Consider the following 18,762-nt stretch of genomic DNA (forward strand, 5'->3'; position numbering starts at 1 on the left):
CGAAGCCCGACCGGCTGCGCCATGCGGCCTAATCGCCCGCTGTGATGGGACGATGCCGGTATGGATGCACGGCTGGTCGGTTATTGGTCGGAGTCGGCGCTGGATCCCGGCTCGCCCGAGTACACCGAACTGGGTTTCCGCGCGGACGGCACCGGCTGGCAGTACTGGACGAGCTGGAGCAGCGCGTTCGCCGTCCACCGGTTCGACTGGCACTCCCCCGGGCCCGGCCGGCTCACCGCCCGCGTGCGGATGGCCATCGACGGCGCGTGGTCGCTGGACGGCCAGGACGTCCGCCACCGCGTCGAACGCCGGGAGCACGTCGACGACGTCGTCGAACTCGGCTGGGAGCTGGGTCCGGACCGGCAGCTGACGCTGGACCGCGCCCTGGTCGACGTCCTGGGCGGCACGAAGTTCCTGCCGGTCGACGGTGGCGGCGACGACCCGACGCTCACCGAGCCCTAGACGGGACGGCGGCGCCGATCAGCTGATCACCGGCGGCACCGGCACGCAGGGCGGCGTCTTGGCGTGCGCCGGGTCGAGCGCGTTGAGCACCAGCCCCTGGGCGACCGGGTCGTAGGTGATGCCGAGGTGGTCGGTGAAGTCGAGCCCGCAGACGTTCTGCAGCAGGATGTTCTTCACGTTGGGTTTCGCCGCCAGGAACGCGCTGGTGTAGGGCGTCACGACGTCGTCGTAGCGGGTCTGGATGACGGTGTACTGGATGCCGTCGACGGTTTCCCCACCGGCGTTGAGGTCGGTGAGGAAGGCCGACCCGACGGCCTGCTCGTTGCACGACTGGCACACGGTGCCGAGCGCGGCGGGCACCCCCGGGATCATTTCGAGCGTGCTCAGCAGGCCGAAGAGGTCGGTGCCGTGGTTGGACGGCGAGAGCCCGACGAGCCGGCTGATCTTGTCCGCGCCGCCGAGGTACTTGATCCAGTACCGGATGTTCATCCCGCCCTGCGAGTGCCCGACGACGTCGAGCTTCGACGCCCCGGTCGCGTTCAGGATCTTGTCCCCGAAGGCGGCAAGCGCTTTCGCGGTGTCGGCGATCGGCCCGACGGTCTGCAGGAAGCTGCCGGGCGCCCCGCCGAAGTTCCCGGCGAAGACGCAGTAGCCGGCGTTGGCGAGCTTCTGCGAGAGGTTCGCCCAGTTCTCGTAGGCGTTGGCGGTGGTCCCGTTGGAGAGCAGCACGGGATTGGGATGCGCACTGGACGGCTTGCAGTTCCAGTCGTTCGTCCCCGGCGGCGCGATGGTCGGCGCCCCGAGCGAGTAGACGGCGGCGGTGAGGATGTTGGGCTGCACGGGCCCGGTGGGTTCTCTGACCGCTGCTTGGGCCGTGGTGGCCCCCAGTACGAGCGCGGCTGTCACGGCCATCCCGGCTACCAGCCACCTGCGCGTCCTCAAGCCCATCCAATTCACCTCTCTGTGAATCGACGGTGACCTGCATCACCTCCCTCATTAACGCGCGAGTAACTTGTTCGGACACTCCCCCTGGTGAGTGATTTTCTTCCGGTCGTTGACCTGCTACGAGTGACACAAGACGAGATGAGTGCCACTCACGGACGTGACAAAACCGCGTTGACGACCGGGCTCCGGCGCAGTTGGCTCCTGGCATGGCCAGGCGGCGTTACGTGGCGAGAGGCGTCCCGGGCGGCTACCGGATCTGGGACACCAAGGGCCGCCACTGGTGGGGCGACCACTACGAGCTGTGCCCCGACGACCTCCTGGCCGAGCTCAACGGCGCGAAGGACCCAGCGAGGATGACGGCCCTCGTCAAGGCGCACCGAGCCCAGCGCCGGTGAACGTCCATCCGGACGCAGCGGGCACGAACCTCCGGTGCTAGCGGCCCTTGCTACCGCAGCACCGACCATCGCTCAGAGACACCAAAACGCCCCCGGCGCGAGTGCGTGCCGGGGGCGTTCGGGTTCGTCGCTTAGGTGTCAGCCCTTGAGCAGGGCCCGGGCCATGACGACCTTCTGGATCTGGTTCGTGCCTTCGTAGATCTGGGTGATCTTCGCGTCGCGCATCATGCGTTCCACCGGGAAGTCGCGGGTGTAGCCGGCGCCGCCGAAGAGCTGGACCGCGTCCGTCGTGACCTCCATCGCGATGTCCGACGCGTACGTTTTCGCCGCCGAGGCCATGAAGCCCGCGCGCTTGTCGCCGCGCTCGCTCGCGGCCGCCGAGGCGTAGACCAGGTGGCGGGCGGCCTCGATCTTGGTGCCCATGTCGGCCAGCATGAACTGGACGCCCTGGAACTCCGCGATCGTCTTGCCGAACTGCTTGCGCTCCTTGACGTACCCGATCGCCGCGTCGAGCGCGCCCTGGGCGATGCCCAGCGCCTGCGCGCCGATCGTCGGGCGGGTGTGGTCGAGCGTGCGCAGCGCCGTTTTCAGGCCGGTGCCGGGCTCGCCGATGATGCGGTCCGCCGGGATCGTGCAGTTCTCGAAGTAGATCTCGCGCGTCGGGGAGCCCTTGATGCCGAGCTTCTTCTCCTTAGGGCCCACCGAGAAGCCCGGGTCGTCCTTGTGGACGACGAACGCCGAGATGCCGTTGGCCTTCTTCTCCGCGTCCGGGTCGGTCACGACCATCACGGTGTACCAGGTCGATTCACCCGCGTTGGTGATCCAGCACTTGGTGCCGTTGAGCACCCAGTGGTCACCGTCGAGCCGCGCGCGGGCGCGCATCGACGCGGTGTCCGAGCCCGCTTCGCGCTCCGAAAGCGCGTACGAAGCCGAGGCCTCGCCGGACGCGATCGAGGGCAGGACCTGCTTCTTCAGCTCTTCCGAGGCCGACAGGATGATCGGCTGGGTGCCCAGCTTGTTGACCGCCGGGATCAGCGACGCCGACGCGTCGACCCGGGCGACCTCTTCGATCACGATGCAGGCGCCGACGGCGTCCGCGCCCTGGCCGTCGTACTCCTCGCCGATGTGGACGGCGTTGAAACCCGACTTGACCAGCGCGTTGTACGCCTCGATCGGGTAGCGCTCGTTCTCGTCGACCTCGGCCGCGTACGGCGCGATCTCCTTCTCGGCCAGAGCCCGGACCGCGGCCCGCAGCTCCTCGTGCTCCTCGGCAAGCTGGTACAGGCCGTCGGTCACTCCGGTCACCTTCTCTACGACGTCGGGAGGGGTTCCGTCGATGTTAGCGCTCGTTCACTGACTGCGTCCGCCGTCGTCCTTGTGTCCTTGACCGCAGAATTCGTATGGTCGAGTGATGCCGCTCACCGCGCCGACGACGCCGCCCGGTTTGCCCACCTCCCTCGACTACCCCGAAGTCCCGGTCGGTTCGATCCTCGCCGCGGGTGCCGCGCGCTGGGGCGACCGGACCGCCTTCGCCCAAGACGGTCGCGGTCTCACCTTCACCGAGACCTACCGGGCCGCCTGCCGGTTCGCGAACGCCCTGCGCGAACGCGGCATCGGCCGCGGCGACGTCGTGGCCCTGCACCTGCCCAACTGCCTGGCCTTCCCCATCGCCTACTACGGCACCCTCCTGGCCGGGGCCACCTTCAGCCCGACCAACCCGCTGCTCCCGCCGGACGACCTCGCGTTCCAGCTCGCCGACTGCGAGGCCGCGGCCGTCGTGACGTTCGGGCCGGTCGCGGGCGCGCTGGCGAGCGTCGCCGACCGGATCCCGGCGAAGTTCACCGTCGTCGTCACCCCGGTGGGTGACCTGCTCGACGACCAGGTCGAGTTCGAGGCGTTCCACGCCGGGCAGCCGGAGACGCGCCCCGACGTCACCATCGACGTCCACGACGACCTCGCGCACCTCGCCTACACCGGCGGCACCACCGGCCGGTCGAAGGGCGTACGGCTCACCCACCGGAACGTCCTGGTCAACACCCTCCAGCACTCCTGCTGGGGCTCCGGCTCGGTGCCGGCGCTGGACGCGAACGGCGAGATCACGATCGACCAGATCGGCAGCGAGGAGGAGTGGCCCTCGCGGCTCGGCACCGGCGTCGCGATCAACCTGACCCCGTGGTTCCACGCGATGGGCATCATCGGCGGGATGAACGCGGCGATCATCGGCGGCACGACGACCGTGCTCCACGCGCGCTTCGACCCGGCCGCCTACATCGCCGACGCCGAACGGCTGCGGGTCACCGGCCTCGGCGGCGCGCCCGCGCTGTTCGCCGCGCTGCTCGCGACGCCGTCGTTCCACACCGCGGACCTGTCTTCGGTGCGGTCGATCGGCTCCGGCGCGGCGCCGATGAACCACGCGATGATCAACGCGCTGCGCGAGCGCTTCCCGGGTGTGGTCGTCGCCGAGGGCTACGGCCTCACCGAGGCGACGATGGGCGCGGTGATCTCCCCGACGTACCGCTCGGGCACCCGCAAGGTCGGCTCGGTGGGCGTCCCGATCTTCGACACGGAGGTCAAGGTCGTCCCGGCCGAGGGCGGCGAGGACCCGGTTCCGGCGGGTGAGCGCGGCGAGGTCTGCCTGCGCGGCCCGCAGATCATGCAGGGCTACCGCAACCGCCCCGAGGAGACGGCGGCCGCGCTGGTCGACGGCTGGCTGCACACGGGCGACATCGGCATCCTCGACGAGGACGGTTATCTGTCCATCGTGGACCGCAAGAAGGACATGCTGCTGTACAAGGGGTACAACGTCTTCCCGCGCGAGCTGGAGGAGCTGCTGATCACGATGCCGGGCGTCGCGGCGGCCGCGGTGGTCGGCCGCCCGGACACCGAAGTCGGCGAGCTGCCGGTGGCGTTCGTGGTGCCGCACGGAGAGCTTGACGCCGACGAGCTGATGGCCGCGATCAACGAGAAGGTCGTGCCCTACAAGCGGTTGCGGGAGATCCACGTCGTGGAGCAGATCCCGGTGTCGGCCGCAGGGAAGGTGCTCAAGCGGCAGTTGCGGGATCAGCTGCCGGCCAAGCTCGACCAGGACACGGCCGACGACTAAAGCCCGACAAAACGCGCGCCGGCGAGCCGCCGGTGGCGTTCGTCGTGCCGCACGAGGAGCTCGACGCCGACGAGCTGATGGCCGCGATCAACGAGAAAGTCGTGCCCTACAAGCGGTTGCGGGAAATCCACGTCGTGGAGCAGATCCCGGTGTCGGCCGCTGGGAAGGTGCTCAAGCGGCAGTTGCGCGACCAGCTTTCAAGCTAGGCGGTCGCCGGAGAGGAGGGTTCCTGCCTGCTTCACGTGCCGGAGCAGCGGGGAGACCTCCATGCTCTGCAGGCCCGGCAGCGAGCCGACCTGGTCGGAGGTGAACTCGAACAGTTCGTCCAGGTCGCGGAAGGCCGCGACCGCGTGGAGGTTGTGCGGGCCGGACAGCGCCGCGGCGAAGGCGACTTCGGGCAGCTCGGCCAGGGCGCGCCCGACGCTCTTGATCGCCGACGGGTGCACGCGCAGCCACAGGTTCGCGCGGGCGTGGTAGCCCAGCGCCGTCGCGGCGATCTCGACGTCGATGTGGACGACGCGCCGCTCCAGCAGCGTCTGCAGGCGCCGCGACGCGCGACCGGGCGTGAGGTCCGCGGCCGCGGCGAGGTCGACCAGGCTCGCGCGGCCGTCCTCGGCGAGCACGGCCAGCAGCTGCTCGTCTTCGGGGGTGAGCCGCACCGGCTCGCGGGCCACCACCGGGGCTTCCGTGAACGGCGCGCCCTCGCTGCCCAGCGCGGCCTCCTGCTTCGGCGTCAACGTGCCGCGCAGGGCGGCCCAGTAATGGCCGCGGCCGCCGATGAACTGGCGCAGCATCGCGGACGCGTGGATGTCCAGCACGGCCGCCGTCCGTGGGAGCTGCCGGCCGAGCAGGTCGTCGCGCTCGTCCTGGGTCCGCGACCGGACCGCGCAGCTGATCTCCGAGCCCGCCGCGCCGAGCGCCACCCAGCTGACGTCTTCGCGCTTCGCGAGCGCGTCGGCGATCGCCGCGCCACTGCCGGGACGGCAGCGCAGCCGCACCAGCCACTTGCTCTGCCCCAGCGCTCCCGGGTCGGCGATCCCGGCGACCCGCACGACGCCCTCGGCCCGCAGCCGCCGGTACCGCCGCCCGACCGCGGCCTCGGTGACCCCGAGCACGCCCGCGATCGAGGCGAAAGACGCCCGCGGCGCGACCTGGAGCGCCCGCAGGAGACGCACGTCGTCGGGTGACGCAGCGACGGATTCGGCCATCAACGCTCCTCGGGTCGAGGCAATCCTACAAATCACCCCGGCGAACGCGCTGTAACGGCGTCATCGCGGTGAGACTGGAAGCCGAACCCGAGGAGACGAAATGACCAACCCCACCGCCCTCATCGTCGGGGCCTCGCGCGGCCTCGGCCACGCGATCGCCGCCGAACTCGCCGACCGGGGGTGGCACGTCATCGGCACCGTCCGGGACACCGCCGCCCGGACGCCCCTGCACGACCTGGTGGACCGCTCGGACGGGCGCGTCGAGATCGAGCACCTCGACATCACCGAACCCGATCAGCTGCCGCCCCTGCACGAGCGGCTCGCAGGCCGGCAGCTCGATGTGCTCTTCATCAACGCCGGGACCACCAACAACCCGCAGACGCCGATCGGCGAGGTCTCGACCGCCGACTTCGTCGACGTGATGGTCACCAACGCCCTCAGCCCGATGCGCGTCATCGAGGCGCTCCAGGACCTCGTGCCGACGGACGGGCTCATCGGCGCGATGTCGTCCGGCCAGGGCAGCATCACGAACAACACCGCCGGCTCGCGCGAGGTCTACCGGGCCAGCAAAGCCGCGCTGAACATGCTCATGCGCAGCTTCGCGGCCCGGCCGTCCGAGGCCGATCGTGCCCTCGTCGTCGTGGCCCCCGGCTGGATCCGCACCGCCCTCGGCGGGCCGGACGCGCCGTTCACCATGGAAGAGAGCGTCCCGCTGATCGTCGACGTGCTCCTGGCGAAGCGGGGCAAGCCCGGCCTCGAGTACCTGGACCGCAACGGCGAGACCGTGCCGTGGTGACCCGCTAGTGGCCGGTCTTCTCGCGCAGGGCGGCGTCCTTGTCCAGGACCAGCTTCTCCAGGTCGCGCTGGAACGTCGCCATTTTCGACCGCAGGCCCTCGTCGGACGCGGCGAGGATGCGGACCGCCAGCAGGCCCGCGTTGCGCGCGCCGCCCACCGAGACCGTGGCCACCGGGACGCCCGCCGGCATCTGGACGATCGACAGCAGCGAGTCCAGACCGTCCAGGTACTTCAGCGGGACCGGGACGCCGATCACCGGCAGGACGGTCGCCGAGGCGACCATGCCCGGGAGGTGGGCCGCGCCGCCCGCGCCCGCGATGATCACCCGGATGCCGCGGGCCACCGCCGACGTCGCGTAGTCCAGCATGCGCTGCGGGGTCCGGTGCGCCGAGTAGACGCCGACCTCGTACTCGACGCCGAACTCGTCCAGCGCCGCGCCGGCCGCTTCCAGCACCGGCCAGTCCGAGTCGCTGCCCATGATCACGCCCACCTGCGGCGCCATAGCTGATCTCCTAGTGAATCTCGTGGCCGTCGAGCCAGACGGCGTGGGACAGCCAGTGCGCCGACAGCAGGGCCCGGTTGCGCAGGTCCTCCATGCGGTCGCCGGTGAAGTTCACGTGCCCGAGCTTGCGGCCGGGCCGCTCCTGCTTGCCGTACAGGTGCACCCGCGCCTCCGGGTACCGCGCGAAGAGGTGGTGCAGCCGCTCGTCCGGCCCCATCTCGGGCAGCTCCGACGCGCCCAGCACGTTCGCCATGACACACGCGGGCGCGACCATGTCCGTGCGGCCCAGCGGGTAGTCGAGCACCGCGCGCAGGTGCTGCTCGAACTGGGACGTGCGCGAGCCGTCCATCGTCCAGTGGCCGGAGTTGTGCGGCCGCATCGCGAGCTCGTTCACCAGCAGCCCGGTGTCGGTCTCGAACAGCTCGACCGCCAGCAGGCCGGTGACGTCCAGCGTCGACGCGACGCGCAGCGCGAGATCCTGCGCCTCGTGGACGCGATCGTCCGACAGGCCCGGAGCCGGGGCGAGGACCTCGGTGTTGATGCCGCCGGACTGCACGGTCTCGACCACCGGGTACGCCGCACCCTGGCCGAAGGGCGAGCGGGCGACGAGCGCGGCCAGCTCCCGCCGCATCACCACCTTCTCCTCGACCAGCAGCGGGGTGCCCGCTTCCAGCAGCGCCGGCACGGTCTCCCGGGCCTGCTGGGCGGTGTCCAGCATCCAGACGCCGCGGCCGTCGTAACCGCCGCTGGACGCCTTGAGCACCACCGGCCAGCCGTGCTCGCCGCCGAACTTCACCACGTCGTCCACAGAGGACACTTCGGCGAAGGCGGGACCGGGCACGCCCATGCCGGCCATCATCTCGCGCATCACCAGCTTGTTCTGCGCGAAGCCCAGCGCGGACGGCGCCGGGCGGATGGCGTAGCCCTCCATCGCCAGCGTCAGCAGGTGCTCGCCGGGCACGTGCTCGTGGTCGAACGTGAGCACGTCGACCGACGCCGCGAACGCGCGCAGCGCCTCGAGATCGGTGTGGTGGCCCAGCACGACGTCGCCCGCGACGAGCCCCGCCGCTTCGTTCTCACCCGCGGCGAGCACGCGCAGGGACTGGCCGAGGGAGATCGCCGCCTGGTGGGTCATCCGGGCGAGCTGCCCGCCGCCCACCATGCCCACGACGGGCAGACCGGTGTGTTTGTCCATAGCGCACACAGACTAAACGGTGACGACCTGCGGTGACCGCCGGACCAGACGTAGCTCACGCGCCGCGAGGCCCACGATCCCGGCCGCCGCCGCGAGCACATAGACGTTGCCGAGGACCGACCAGCCCAGGCCCCAGCCGAACTCCGTGTCACCGCCGTTGGGCACCAGCATCACCACCTGCGAGGCGAACAGCACCGCGACCGCCGCCGCGGCCCAGCGCTTGCCCTTCACCAGCAGCAGCGTGATCAACGGCACGGCCCAGACCCAGTGGTGCGACCACGACACCGGCGACAGCAGCAAGCCGTAGAACGCCGTGACGAGCAGGGCGGCCGTGTCCTCACCGCGCCGATGCAGCCGCACGACCAGCCACACCGCGGGCACGGCCAGCACCGCCGCCACCCCGGCCGCCACCGCCAGCGACCAGGGCGCGAGGTGGGAGGCGCGGTTGACCAGCCCGTTGAGCGACTGGTTGAAGATCCAGTGCACCGACCCGACCCGGCTCGGGTCGGTCGCCGAATCCCGCCAGAACCGCATCGCGTCGACCGGGATGACCGCGAACATCACCGCTTCCAGCACGGCGAACGTGCCCAGCGCGCGCAGCCCGTCCTTCCACCGGCCGGTGAAGAACAGGTGCGGCACGAAGATCAGCGGGGTGAGCTTGATCGCCGCCGCCACGCCGATCAGCACGCCCGCCCAGCGCGACCCGCGCGCCGAGAGCACCAGGACGTCCAGCACCACGAACGCCATCAGTATCAAGTTGATCTGGCCCAGGAACAGCGTCTTCCACACCGGTTCCAGCGCCAGAGCGGCGGCCGTTCCCGCCGGCAGCGCCCACCACGCGAGTGAGCGCCCCGGCGACGACGAAACCACCGTGATCACGACCATAAGGGCGACCACCGACAAAAACGCGATCACGCCCCAGACCAGGCCGGACGGCACCAGGGCGAGCGGCAGGAACAGCGGCGCGGCGGCCGGGGTGTAGGTGAACGGCAGCCGCACCCAGTCCGGCAGCGCGGTCAGCACGTCACGCGTGTAGAGCGGGTCGCCGTGGACCAGGGTCAGCGCGCCGGCCCGGTACACCGCGCTGTCCGCGCCCAGGTGCCAGCCGGCCAGCCAGGCGACGATGCCGAAGACGAGGACGAGGAGCGCGATCCCCCCGGCGAGAACCCGGCCGGTGCGGGCCTCAGACGCCGGTGGGGACGTCGACATGCTCGTCAGCCGCCGCCTTCTTCCGGGCCCGCCGCTGCAGCCCCCAGCGCAGCGCCAGGGCGAGGGCTAGGACGACCGGCATCAGGATGTACGCGTCGCCCAGGACGTTCTGCCAGACCGTCCAGTGCAGCTCGACGTTGCGCCCGTTGGGCAGGATCAGCAGGACACAGCTGACGAACACGAACGCCGCGAGGAACGTCCCGACCCAGCGCTTCCACGCCGTCGCCGGGGTCGTCTTCGGCAGGCGCGAGACCAGCAGCACGATCAGCGGGACCACCCACACCCAGTGGTGGGTCCAGGAGATCGGCGAGATCAGCAGCGTCCAGAACGCCGTGACCAGCAGCGCGGCCAGCGCCTGACCCTTGCGGTGGAACCGCATGAGCAGCCACAGCGCCGGGATGGCGAGCAGGAAGCCGATGCCCATCGCCGCCTTCGACGCCCACGGCGCGAGGTCGGTGGCCCGGTTCATCAGCGCGTTCAGCGACTGGTTGCCCGCCCAGTGCACCGGCCCGATCCGGCCGGTGTCGGGCAGCGTGACGGTCCAGTACTTGGCCGCGTCGTGCGAGTTGATCAGGAACATCAGGCCCTGGAGCAGCACGAACGTCGCCAGCCCGCGCAGCGCGTCCTTGCGGCGGCCGGTGATGAACAGGTGACCGAGGAACACCAGCGGCGTCAGCTTGATCGCCGCCGCGACACCGACCAGCACCCCGCCCCAGCGACTGCCGCGAGCGCCGATGACCAGCATGTCCAGCAGGATCATGGCCATCAGGATCAGGTTGATCTGGCCGAGGAAGATCGTCCGCCACACCGGCTCGAGACCGAGGAAGACCAGGAAGAACACGATGGTCGAGCGGGCGGGCGAGGCCCACCAGCGCGGCCCGTCGTCGGCCGGGCGCGGCAGGGCGCCGATCGCGATCCGGATCGACAGAGCCATCGCCATCAGCGAGATCGCCGTGATCAGGCCCCAGGAGATCTGCGTCGGGAACGCCGCGAGCGGCACGAAGATCAGCGCCGCCGTCGGCGGGTAGGTGAAGGGCAGCAGCGCCCACCACGGCTCGTTGGCCAGGGTGTTCGCGTCGTAGAGGGAGTCGCCGTGCAGCAGCGTGAGCGCACCCGCCCGGTAGACCGCGCTGTCGACGCCGAGCACCCAGTCGTGCTGCCAGCCCCAGATGCCGTACCCGATCGCGACCAGCGGGATCACCGACAGGATCAAGATCGACCGCGGGCGCACGGACAGGCGGGCGATGGACTTGCGCAGGGCCAAGCGGTGCGTGGATCTGGCCGCCACTTCGCCGTCGACGTCGGTGGATACGGTCCTGGTCACCTCACCAGGAAATCATGGTGGCCCGGGTCCGGGTCAGAAGGGTCCGGGCGGAACCGGACTTTCCGGGTTTTCTACACCCTGGCGAGCCGGGCCAGCAGGTCGCAGGCCAATTCATGGGTGGCGGGCAACCGCACCGCCGAGACACGCGGATGACCGGCGTCCGCCAGCTGCGCGTCGACCGACAACCGCTCGTGCAACGCCCTTCGCAGCGCGACGCCGTGGGACGCGACCCGGTCGTCCCGCTGGACCAGCGCGGCGACCACGGACGGCCCGAGCGTGGCGACGCTCTGGCCGCTGTCGAACACCGCCCGCAGCGCGTCCGCGACCAGGATCATCCCGGTCAGCCGCGGGAAACCGGCCACGGTGCTGAGGTCCAGCGAGACGACCAGCAGCATGTGTTCCTCGGCCGCGGGCCGCTCGCGCGCCGCCGCGGCCTGGTAGACCTCGACCAGCCGCGTCCGCAGGTAGGCGGCCGAGGGCAGGCCGGTCAGCGGGTCGGTGACCTCGGTGTGCACGAGCTGGTCGGTGGCGACGTCCGCCCAGGCCAGCGCCGTCATCCGGAGCAGGCGGGACGGCGTCGCGTCGACGTCTGGCGAGACGAACCCGTCACCGCCGTGGTCGAGCACCGCGTGCAGCGCGGCCAGGTCGGCGAGGGTCTCGGCGAGTCCGGCGCCGGCCGCCGCGCGCGCCCTGGCCAGCCCGGCCAGCGCGATTTCGGCGGCCTCGACACGGCCCTTGTTCATCACGGCCGCGCAGACGGCGTCGACCTCGGGCAGCGCCCAGTCGCTGGGGAAGCGCCAGCCCGCGGCGAGGCTCGCCGTGCGCCAGCGTCCTCGCAGCGCGCGGAGGGAGCGGTCGCGCTCGGCGGTGGACGGAACGTCACCGGGGCCGGGTCGCGTACCGGTTGCCGGAACATCCACTGGCCACCCGCCCCTTTCGTCGAACTTGTCGATCTTGCTCGGTGCTTCACGGTGAGGACGCACGGCGGAGTACCCCGTGACGGCGTACTCACCAGTTTTGTTAAGAAGCTTTTCTCCGGGCCCGGCGAGGGGCGGGTGATTTTCTTGCGCCGTCGGTGTCTTCACCCCCACCACGACGTGACCGTTCCGACCGGGTCAGTCACACTTGCCTCGTGACCCGGGCCCGCCTGTAATGGCAGGTCCTGGCCTTAGCCGACCGAGGAGTGCCGTGTCCACCATTCCCGCCGATCTCAGCGGAAAGAGTGACGCCGAGCTGATCGCGGAGGTCCGCGCCGGGAAGATCGCGTCGTACGGCGGTTTGTACGAACGCCACACCGGCGCGGCGCACAACCTCGCCCGTCAGCTGGCCCGCTCGAGCTCCGAGGCCGACGACCTGGTGTCCGAGGCCTTCGCGAAAGTGCTGGACACGCTCCGTGGTGGCAAGGGACCGGACACCGCCTTCCGGGCGTACCTGCTGACCGCCCTTCGCCACACTGCGTACGACCGGACGCGCAAGGAGCGCCGGGTCGACCTCAACGAGGACATGGCCGACGTCTCCGCCGAGGCGCTCACCGTCCCGTTCTCCGACACCGCCGTCGCCGGGCTCGAGCGGACGATGGCCGCGAAGGCGTTCGCGCGGCTGCCCGAACGCTGGCAGGCCGTGCTCTGGCACACCGAGATCGAGCAGCAGAGCCCGGCCGAGGTCGCGCCGCTGCTGGGGCTGACCGCGAACGGCGTCTCCGCGCTCGCCTACCGCGCCCGTGAAGGACTGCGGCAGGCGTACCTGCAGGTCCACCTGCAGGAGAACGCCGAGGAACGCTGCCGCGCCTGCGCCGAGCGGCTCGGCGCGTGGACCCGCGACGGGCTGTCCAAGCGGGAACGAGCCCAGGTCGAGAGCCACCTCGACGAGTGCGACAACTGCCGGGCGCTGGCCGCGGAGCTGGCCGACGTCAACGGCGGCCTGCGCGCGATCATCGCCCCGATCGTCCTGGGCGGCGCCGCGCTGGGTTACCTCGCGACGATCGGCGCGGCCAAGGCGAGCGCGGCCACCGCGGCGGCGGCCGGTGCGGCCGCCGCCGGGGCCGCGGCCGCCGGTGGCAAAGCGGGCGCGGCGGCCGGTGCCGCCGCCGCGGGTCCCCGCCAGTTCGCCGGGGTCGCCGCCTCCGGGACGGCGGTCGTCGCGGCCGTCGTCATCGCCTTGACGGCCGGCGGCGGGTCGCAGGACATCCCCGCCGCGGCCCAGGTGCCGCCACCGATCGTCCAGCCGGTCCAGCCGCCAGCCCCCAAGCCACCGCCTCCCGCCCCGCCCGCTCCCCCGGCCCCGCCTGCTCCCCCGGCCCCGCCCGCCGCACCGCCGGTGGTGCCCGCGCCGCCGCCGGTGGTCCCGCCCGCGGAGCCGCCCGCGCCGACCCCCACGACGGCGCCGCCCGCCCCGGCTCCGCCGTCGGTGTCCGCCACGACCCCGCCGGACGGCGTCGAGCTGCAGCCCGGCGCCGGGCCCGTCAGCCTGCCGATCACCGTGCGCAACGACGGCGGGACCGTGTCCGAGCCGGTCGTCGCGGCCCTGAAGCTGCCGCCGGGCGTCCGCGCGGTCGAGACGGGCGGTGGCGGCGCGCCGATGGCACTCGCGCAGGACGCGGCCGCCCCGATCTCGGTGAACTGCCCGGGCGGCGAGGGCACGGTGACGTGCAAGACGGGCGTCGGCCTGCAGCCCGGCCAGAGCGCCACGCTCAACTTCCGGCTCGAGGCCGACGAGGACGCGACCGGCGGCAAGGTGACCGGCTCGGTCACGGCCGGCGTGCAGATCAGCGTCGACGTCAGCGTCAAGGTCACCGTGAAGCAGCCGCCGGACGCCGTGGTCCTGGAAGCGGAGGGCGACGGGCTCTCGGCGTTCCCGTGGACCCGCAACCCGCTGGTCTACGTGCGCGTCCGCAACACCGGCGAGACGACCCGGCCGGTCACGGTCACCTTCGACCACGCGCTCTGGCAGTGGTGGAGCCTGCGCGGCTTCCCGTGCACGCCGACCGCGGCGGGCGCGACCTGCACGACGACCGGCGCGGTGGCCCCCGGTCAGCACGTCAACCTGTGGGTGCGGCTGAAGGGCCGTCCCGACGACGGGCAGGTGACGATCGGCGCGCAGCTCGGCAAGGCGTCGGCGGGGCCGGTGACCGTCGACTTCGGCTGCTGGCACCACTGGTGCGGCAAGGACCCGCTGCCGCCGTCCCCGTCAACGACGACGACCACGCCTTCGACGTCGGCCACGACGCCGTCCAAGCCCAAGCCGTCTCCGACGAAGACCTCCACTCCGCCGGCGAAGACGGAAACCGAACCGACAAATACCCCACCGAAGTCGTCGACGACGTCAAGTGCCCCACCGGTTCCCGGCAAACCGGGCGCCAAGCAGCCGACGGTCACCCCCGAAAGGGGTTTCGGCTGGTTGACCGGGTAGCGTCCGCGCGGTGCGCGAGCTGCTGAAAAAGCATCGCGAGCTCCTCCGCTTCGCCGTTGTCGGCGGGATCAGCTTCGTGATCACGATGTCCGTCAACTACGGCCTGAAGTTCACCGTGCTGCGGACCCACCCGGTCACGGCGCTGATGATCGGCGTCCTGGTCGCGACGATCTTTTCCTACGTCGCCAACCGCGAGTGGTCCTTCCGCACCCGCGGCGGCCGCGAGCGCCACCACGAGGCCGCGCTGTTCTTCCTCTTCAGCGGGATCGCGCTGGGCCTGAACGCGCTGCCGCAGTGGTTCTCGCGGTACGTGCTGGACCTGCAGGCCCCGCGGCTGTCGCCGTTCGGCGTCGAGGTGGCCGACTTCGTCAGCGGCATCATCATCGGCACCCTGCTCGGCACGGTGTTCCGCTGGTGGGCGTTCAAGAAGTGGGTCTTCCCGGACGAGGACGCCCGGTCGCTGGTCGAAGCCGCCGAGGTCGCGGACGATCCGGACATTCACGGCAGCAAGGCCGCCTGAACCACAGGTCACGGCGGTGTGCTCCTAGACTGGCCGTTGTGACCGTTGTGGAAACCGTGCTCAAGCGCACGCCGGAGCCACTGCGTTCGGTGCTGATCAAGCACCGGGAGCTGCTGAAGTTCGCGATCGTGGGCGGTTCGACGTTCGTCGTCGACAACGGCGTCTGGTACTTCCTGAAGCTGAGCGTGCTGGAGTCGAAACCGACCACGGCCAAGGCGATCGCGATCATCGTCGCGACGATCGTGTCGTACATCCTCAACCGCGAGTGGTCGTTCCGCACCCGCGGCGGCCGGGAACGCACCCACGAGGCCGCGCTGTTCTTCGTGATCAGCGGCATCGCCGTCGTCGTGAACCTGATCCCGCTGTACGTGTCGCGGTACGTGCTGGACCTCGAGGTCCCCCACGTGACGCGGCTGGTGCAGGAGGTCGCGGACTTCGCGAGCGGGTCGATCATCGGCATGCTGCTGGCGATGTTCTTCCGCTTCTGGGGCTTCAAGAAGTGGGTCTTCCCGGACGAGCTGGGTGAGCGCCGCCGCGACGGCGACTCGGTGACCCGCCTGCGCTGACCGCGCTCTCCGAAAAGTACTTGTCTCCTGACATGTAGTTGTCTACAGTCAACTTCGTCAGTGTTCCTTCGTGAGGACGCCGTCCGGGTTCGACCGGGCGAGCGGGACGATTCGAGGTGGTTTCCGAGCGCGAAGAGGTCGCACCCGTTCGCGGGTGACGATGGAGCCTTTTCCCGTCTCGACGGGACGCGTGCCCAAGGCCGCGTCCGGACATCTCTCGTCCCTTCTTCACGAGGACATTCTTTGATCACAACCGCGCCTTCGCGCGCCCAAAAACTGGCCCTCACCGGGCTGTTCCTGTCCGTTTTCCTCGCGATGCTCGACGCCCAGGTCGTCGCCACCGCGCTCCCCCGGGTCGCCGCCGAGTTCGGCGGGACCGGGGCCTACGCCTGGGTCACCACCGCCTACCTGCTCGCCGGGAGCGTCACCGCGCCGGTCCACGGCAAGCTCGGTGACGTCTTCGGGCGCAAACGTGTGCTCCTGGGCGCGCTCGCCCTCTTCCTGCTCGGTTCGCTCGCCTGCGGCCTGGCGCCTTCGGCCGGTCTGCTGATCGCCGGGCGCGTCCTGCAGGGCGCCGGCTCCGGCGGCCTCTTCGTCTCCGTCGGCGCTTCGCTCGGCGAGATGTTCACGCCTCGCGAAGGCGCGAAGTACTTCGGGTGGTTCTCGATCTGCTTCGCCGTCGCCTCACTCGCCGGTCCCGTCGTCGGCGGGCTGCTCACCGGGGTGGCCGGGTGGCGGTCGATCTTCCTGGTCAACCTGCCGCTCGGCCTGCTCGCCGTCGTGCTGCTCAAGAACCTCGAGCTGCCGCGGCGGCGCAAGGACGCGCCGTTCGACTTCGCCGGCGTCGTCCTGCTCGGTGTGACGATCACCGGGTTCACGCTGCTGACGCCGTGGTCGATCACCCTCGGCGCCGCGGCCGGCGTCGTCTTCGTGCTCGTCGAACGACGGGCGAAAGCACCCGTGCTTCCGCTGCGGCTGTTCCGCGACCGGACGTTCACCGTGTCCGTCGTGCTCAGTGTGCTCGCCGGGTTCGCCTTCCTCGGCTCGATCAACTACGTCGCGGTCTTCCTGCAGGCCGACGCCGGCCCGGCGGAAGGCGGCCTGCGGCTCGTGCCGATGACGATCGCCGTGGCGGTCTCGTCGGCCGTCGCGAGCCGGATCATCGCCCGCACCGGCCACTATCGCTGGGCACCGCGGCTGAGCATGACGCTCGGGCTTCTGGCCGTGCTCGGCCTCACCATGGCGCACGGGCTGCCGCTCGTCCTCGGCTGCCTCGTCGTCTTCGGGCTCGCGGCCGGGCTCAACCTGCAGGTTCTCGGGATGGCCACGCAGAACACCGCGCCGGCCGCGGACCGGGGCGCGGTCGCCGCCGGAGTCAACCTCGCCCGCGCGCTCGGCTCGGCCCTCGGCCCGGTCGCGCTCGGCTTCGCCTACCGCGCCGGGACCCACGGCGTGTTCCTCGCCCTGCTGCCCGTGCTGGCGCTCGCCCTCGTGACGGCGTTCGCGCTCCCGCACATCCCCCTGCGCAACCACCACTAGGAGAACCCATGATCTTCGTCCTCGGCGCCACCGGCAAGGTCGGCCGCGCCCTCGTCCCCGCTCTGCTCGACGCCGGTGCCGCGGTCCGCGCGCTGACGCGTGACCCGGCCAAGGCCCGGATCGACCCGCGGGCCGACGTCGTCCAGGCCGACCTCGAAACCGCCGATCTGCCCGCGCTGTTCGACGGTGCGGACCGCGTTTTCGTGCTCACGCAAGGGTCCCGGCGCGAAGGAGCCATCGCGCGGGCCGCCGCCCGCGCCGGTGTCACCCACCTCGTCAAGCTGTCCACCACCGGTGTCCACTTCGGACAGACGGATCCGATCACCCGCACTCACGCCGAAGCCGAGCAGGCCGTCCGCGAAGCCGGTCCGGCGTGGACGATCCTGCGGCCCGGCGCGTTCATGGACAACCGCTTCGCCTGGCTGCGCACGATCCGCGAGGAGAACGCCGTGTACGTGCCCGAAGGCGACCCGGCGTCCGCGCTGGTGCACGTCCGGGACATCGCCGCGGTAGCCACCCTCGCCCTCACGACGTCCGGCCACGAAGGCGCGATCTACGAGCTGACCGGCGGCGAAGCCCTCACCACCGAACAGCAGGTCGCCGTCCTTTCCGAAGCGACCGGCCGCACGATCAAGTACGTCGAAGAGCCCGAAACCGCCGCTCGCGACCGCATGACACGGATGTACGGCTGGCCCGCCGAAGCCGTCGACGGCTTCTTCGCGCTCAAGCGGGAGTCCGCCGCGCACGAGCACGTCGTCTTCGGCACCGTCGCGCGGTTGCTCGGCGGGCCGCCGCGAACGTTCCCGGATTGGGCGCGTGAGAACGCGGCCGCGTTCACCTACCATTACCGGGGGTGACGACGGGGAGGTGACGCATGTCCGAGCGCCTGCGCGTCCTGGTCGTGGACGACCACCCGCTGTTCCGCTTCGGCGTGTGCACCCTGCTGGACGTCGAACCCGGGATCGAGGTCGTCGGCGAGGCCGCCAGCGGGGCGAACGCGATCAGCGCCGCCGCCGCGCTGCGCCCGGACGTCGTGGTGATGGACCTGCACATGCCGGACCTGTCCGGGATCGAGGCGACCCGGCACATCGTGGCCGAGTGCCCGGGCGCCGGCGTGCTGATGCTGACGATGGCCGACGAGAGCGAGTCGGTCTTCGCGGCGATGCGCGCCGGCGCCCGCGGCTACCTGCTCAAGGACGCCGAGCCGGACGAGATCATCCGCGCGGTGCGGGCCGTCGCGCGGGGCGAGGCGATCTTCGGTCCCGACGTCGCCAACCGCGTCCTCGGCTTCTTCAACCAGCCGCCACCGGTCAACGACCCGGTGTTCCCGGAGCTGACCGGGCGGGAGCGTGAGGTGCTTTCGCTGATCGCGGCCGGGCACAGCAACGGCGTCATCGCGCACACCCTGTGCCTGAGCCCGAAAACGGTGCGCAACCACATCTCGAACGTCTTCGCGAAGCTGCACGTCGCGGACCGGGCCGAGGCGATCGTCCGCGCCCGTGAGGCCGGGCTCGGGCGCCCCTGAACCGAGCAACATCGGGACACCGGTCCCATGCGCCCGGGACACCCCGGCGGGCAGGCTGGGAGCTC

18 protein-coding genes and 1 pseudogene are annotated in these 18,762 nt (G+C 71.1%); 11 read left to right on the forward strand and 8 right to left on the reverse strand.

Annotation, left to right across the window (positions count from 1 at the left end):
* Positions 1–60: 60 nt before the first annotated feature.
* On the forward strand, positions 61–462 hold the full coding sequence (locus tag ACIOD2_RS16050) for a hypothetical protein (protein WP_400538504.1): 402 nt from the start codon (positions 61–63) through the stop codon (positions 460–462).
* 18 nt (positions 463–480) lie between these two features.
* On the opposite strand, the gene ACIOD2_RS16055 is transcribed toward ACIOD2_RS16050, so the two are convergent.
* Positions 481–1,410 carry an esterase/lipase family protein gene (locus tag ACIOD2_RS16055; RefSeq protein ID WP_400538506.1) on the reverse strand — a complete coding sequence of 310 codons (930 nt, stop codon included), beginning with the start codon at positions 1,408–1,410 and terminating at the stop codon, positions 481–483.
* Between the two features lie 203 nt (positions 1,411–1,613).
* Between ACIOD2_RS16055 and ACIOD2_RS16060 the strand changes: the two genes are divergently transcribed.
* Positions 1,614–1,802 carry a hypothetical protein gene (locus ACIOD2_RS16060; protein ID WP_400538507.1) on the forward strand — a complete coding sequence of 63 codons (189 nt, stop codon included), beginning with the start codon at positions 1,614–1,616 and terminating at the stop codon, positions 1,800–1,802.
* A gap of 138 nt (positions 1,803–1,940) precedes the next feature.
* On the opposite strand, the gene ACIOD2_RS16065 is transcribed toward ACIOD2_RS16060, so the two are convergent.
* Entirely contained in the window at positions 1,941–3,098 is a 1,158-nt protein-coding gene (locus ACIOD2_RS16065) for an acyl-CoA dehydrogenase family protein (RefSeq protein ID WP_400538509.1), read from the reverse strand.
* Positions 3,099–3,213: 115 nt separating this feature from the next.
* Between ACIOD2_RS16065 and ACIOD2_RS16070 the strand changes: the two genes are divergently transcribed.
* Positions 3,214–4,905, forward strand: coding sequence for a class I adenylate-forming enzyme family protein (locus ACIOD2_RS16070; RefSeq protein ID WP_400538511.1), 1,692 nt, complete (start codon positions 3,214–3,216; stop codon positions 4,903–4,905).
* 62 nt (positions 4,906–4,967) lie between these two features.
* Positions 4,968–5,111 (forward strand): annotated as a pseudogene (locus ACIOD2_RS16075) (hypothetical protein); the annotation flags it as partial.
* On the opposite strand, the gene ACIOD2_RS16080 reads toward ACIOD2_RS16075, so the two are convergent.
* Positions 5,103–6,113: an Lrp/AsnC family transcriptional regulator gene (locus ACIOD2_RS16080; RefSeq protein ID WP_400538514.1), complete on the reverse strand. Its 1,011-nt coding sequence runs from the start codon at positions 6,111–6,113 to the stop codon at positions 5,103–5,105. The pseudogene ACIOD2_RS16075 and the gene ACIOD2_RS16080 overlap by 9 nt on opposite strands.
* Before the next feature lie 100 nt (positions 6,114–6,213).
* Here ACIOD2_RS16080 and ACIOD2_RS16085 point away from each other — a divergent pair, with 100 nt between their 5' ends.
* On the forward strand, positions 6,214–6,909 hold the full coding sequence (locus ACIOD2_RS16085; RefSeq protein WP_400538516.1) for an SDR family NAD(P)-dependent oxidoreductase: 696 nt from the start codon (positions 6,214–6,216) through the stop codon (positions 6,907–6,909).
* Between the two features lie 4 nt (positions 6,910–6,913).
* Here ACIOD2_RS16085 and purE read toward each other — a convergent pair whose 3' ends face one another.
* The 5 genes from purE to ACIOD2_RS16110 form a co-directional block, all read right to left on the reverse strand.
* Positions 6,914–7,411, reverse strand: a complete 498-nt coding sequence (gene purE, locus ACIOD2_RS16090) for a 5-(carboxyamino)imidazole ribonucleotide mutase (RefSeq protein ID WP_400538519.1) — start codon at positions 7,409–7,411, stop codon at positions 6,914–6,916.
* Between the two features lie 10 nt (positions 7,412–7,421).
* Entirely contained in the window at positions 7,422–8,606 is a 1,185-nt protein-coding gene (locus ACIOD2_RS16095) for a 5-(carboxyamino)imidazole ribonucleotide synthase (protein ID WP_400538521.1), read from the reverse strand.
* A 12-nt stretch (positions 8,607–8,618) separates the two neighbouring features.
* Positions 8,619–9,815, reverse strand: coding sequence for a glycosyltransferase 87 family protein (locus tag ACIOD2_RS16100; protein ID WP_400538523.1), 1,197 nt, complete (start codon positions 9,813–9,815; stop codon positions 8,619–8,621).
* Positions 9,790–11,139 carry a glycosyltransferase 87 family protein gene (locus ACIOD2_RS16105; RefSeq protein WP_323334670.1) on the reverse strand — a complete coding sequence of 450 codons (1,350 nt, stop codon included), beginning with the start codon at positions 11,137–11,139 and terminating at the stop codon, positions 9,790–9,792. The genes ACIOD2_RS16100 and ACIOD2_RS16105 overlap by 26 nt, the downstream gene beginning before the upstream one ends.
* Before the next feature lie 71 nt (positions 11,140–11,210).
* Entirely contained in the window at positions 11,211–12,059 is an 849-nt protein-coding gene (locus ACIOD2_RS16110; RefSeq protein WP_400538525.1) for a GGDEF domain-containing protein, read from the reverse strand.
* 268 nt (positions 12,060–12,327) lie between these two features.
* On the opposite strand from ACIOD2_RS16110, the gene ACIOD2_RS16115 reads away from it, so the two are divergent.
* The 6 genes from ACIOD2_RS16115 to ACIOD2_RS16140 all read left to right on the forward strand — a co-directional run bounded on the left by ACIOD2_RS16115 (position 12,328) and on the right by ACIOD2_RS16140 (position 18,697).
* Positions 12,328–14,547, forward strand: a complete 2,220-nt coding sequence (locus ACIOD2_RS16115) for a sigma-70 family RNA polymerase sigma factor (protein WP_400538526.1) — start codon at positions 12,328–12,330, stop codon at positions 14,545–14,547.
* A gap of 10 nt (positions 14,548–14,557) precedes the next feature.
* Positions 14,558–15,067, forward strand: a complete 510-nt coding sequence (locus tag ACIOD2_RS16120) for a GtrA family protein (RefSeq protein ID WP_400538528.1) — start codon at positions 14,558–14,560, stop codon at positions 15,065–15,067.
* 38 nt (positions 15,068–15,105) lie between these two features.
* Positions 15,106–15,633 (forward strand): GtrA family protein, encoded by a 528-nt coding sequence (locus ACIOD2_RS16125; protein WP_400538529.1) that lies wholly within the window; start codon positions 15,106–15,108, stop codon positions 15,631–15,633.
* 243 nt (positions 15,634–15,876) lie between these two features.
* Complete coding sequence (locus ACIOD2_RS16130; RefSeq protein WP_400538532.1) at positions 15,877–17,172, forward strand: MFS transporter; 1,296 nt, start codon at positions 15,877–15,879, stop codon at positions 17,170–17,172.
* 8 nt (positions 17,173–17,180) lie between these two features.
* On the forward strand, positions 17,181–18,029 hold the full coding sequence (locus ACIOD2_RS16135) for an NAD(P)H-binding protein (RefSeq protein ID WP_400538534.1): 849 nt from the start codon (positions 17,181–17,183) through the stop codon (positions 18,027–18,029).
* Positions 18,030–18,046: 17 nt separating this feature from the next.
* Entirely contained in the window at positions 18,047–18,697 is a 651-nt protein-coding gene (locus ACIOD2_RS16140; protein WP_400538536.1) for a response regulator, read from the forward strand.
* Positions 18,698–18,762 lie beyond the last annotated feature (65 nt).

Origin of the sequence: Amycolatopsis sp. NPDC088138, assembly GCF_044741685.1 — a bacterium.
Taxonomy (GTDB): Bacteria; Actinomycetota; Actinomycetes; order Mycobacteriales; family Pseudonocardiaceae; genus Amycolatopsis.

Bases quoted from the DNA above. Each gene is read 5' to 3' on its own strand.
- purE (WP_400538519.1), bottom strand. From the start codon at position 7,411: ATGGCGCCGCAGGTGGGCGTGATCATGGGCAGCGACTCGGACTGGCCG.
- ACIOD2_RS16135 (WP_400538534.1), top strand. From the start codon at position 17,181: ATGATCTTCGTCCTCGGCGCCACCGGCAAGGTCGGCCGCGCCCTCGTC.
- ACIOD2_RS16085 (WP_400538516.1), top strand. From the start codon at position 6,214: ATGACCAACCCCACCGCCCTCATCGTCGGGGCCTCGCGCGGCCTCGGC.
- ACIOD2_RS16080 (WP_400538514.1), bottom strand. From the start codon at position 6,113: ATGGCCGAATCCGTCGCTGCGTCACCCGACGACGTGCGTCTCCTGCGG.
- ACIOD2_RS16055 (WP_400538506.1), bottom strand. From the start codon at position 1,410: ATGGGCTTGAGGACGCGCAGGTGGCTGGTAGCCGGGATGGCCGTGACA.
- ACIOD2_RS16060 (WP_400538507.1), top strand. From the start codon at position 1,614: ATGGCCAGGCGGCGTTACGTGGCGAGAGGCGTCCCGGGCGGCTACCGG.
- ACIOD2_RS16100 (WP_400538523.1), bottom strand. From the start codon at position 9,815: ATGTCGACGTCCCCACCGGCGTCTGAGGCCCGCACCGGCCGGGTTCTC.
- ACIOD2_RS16140 (WP_400538536.1), top strand. From the start codon at position 18,047: ATGTCCGAGCGCCTGCGCGTCCTGGTCGTGGACGACCACCCGCTGTTC.
- ACIOD2_RS16070 (WP_400538511.1), top strand. From the start codon at position 3,214: ATGCCGCTCACCGCGCCGACGACGCCGCCCGGTTTGCCCACCTCCCTC.
- ACIOD2_RS16050 (WP_400538504.1), top strand. From the start codon at position 61: ATGGATGCACGGCTGGTCGGTTATTGGTCGGAGTCGGCGCTGGATCCC.
- ACIOD2_RS16095 (WP_400538521.1), bottom strand. From the start codon at position 8,606: ATGGACAAACACACCGGTCTGCCCGTCGTGGGCATGGTGGGCGGCGGG.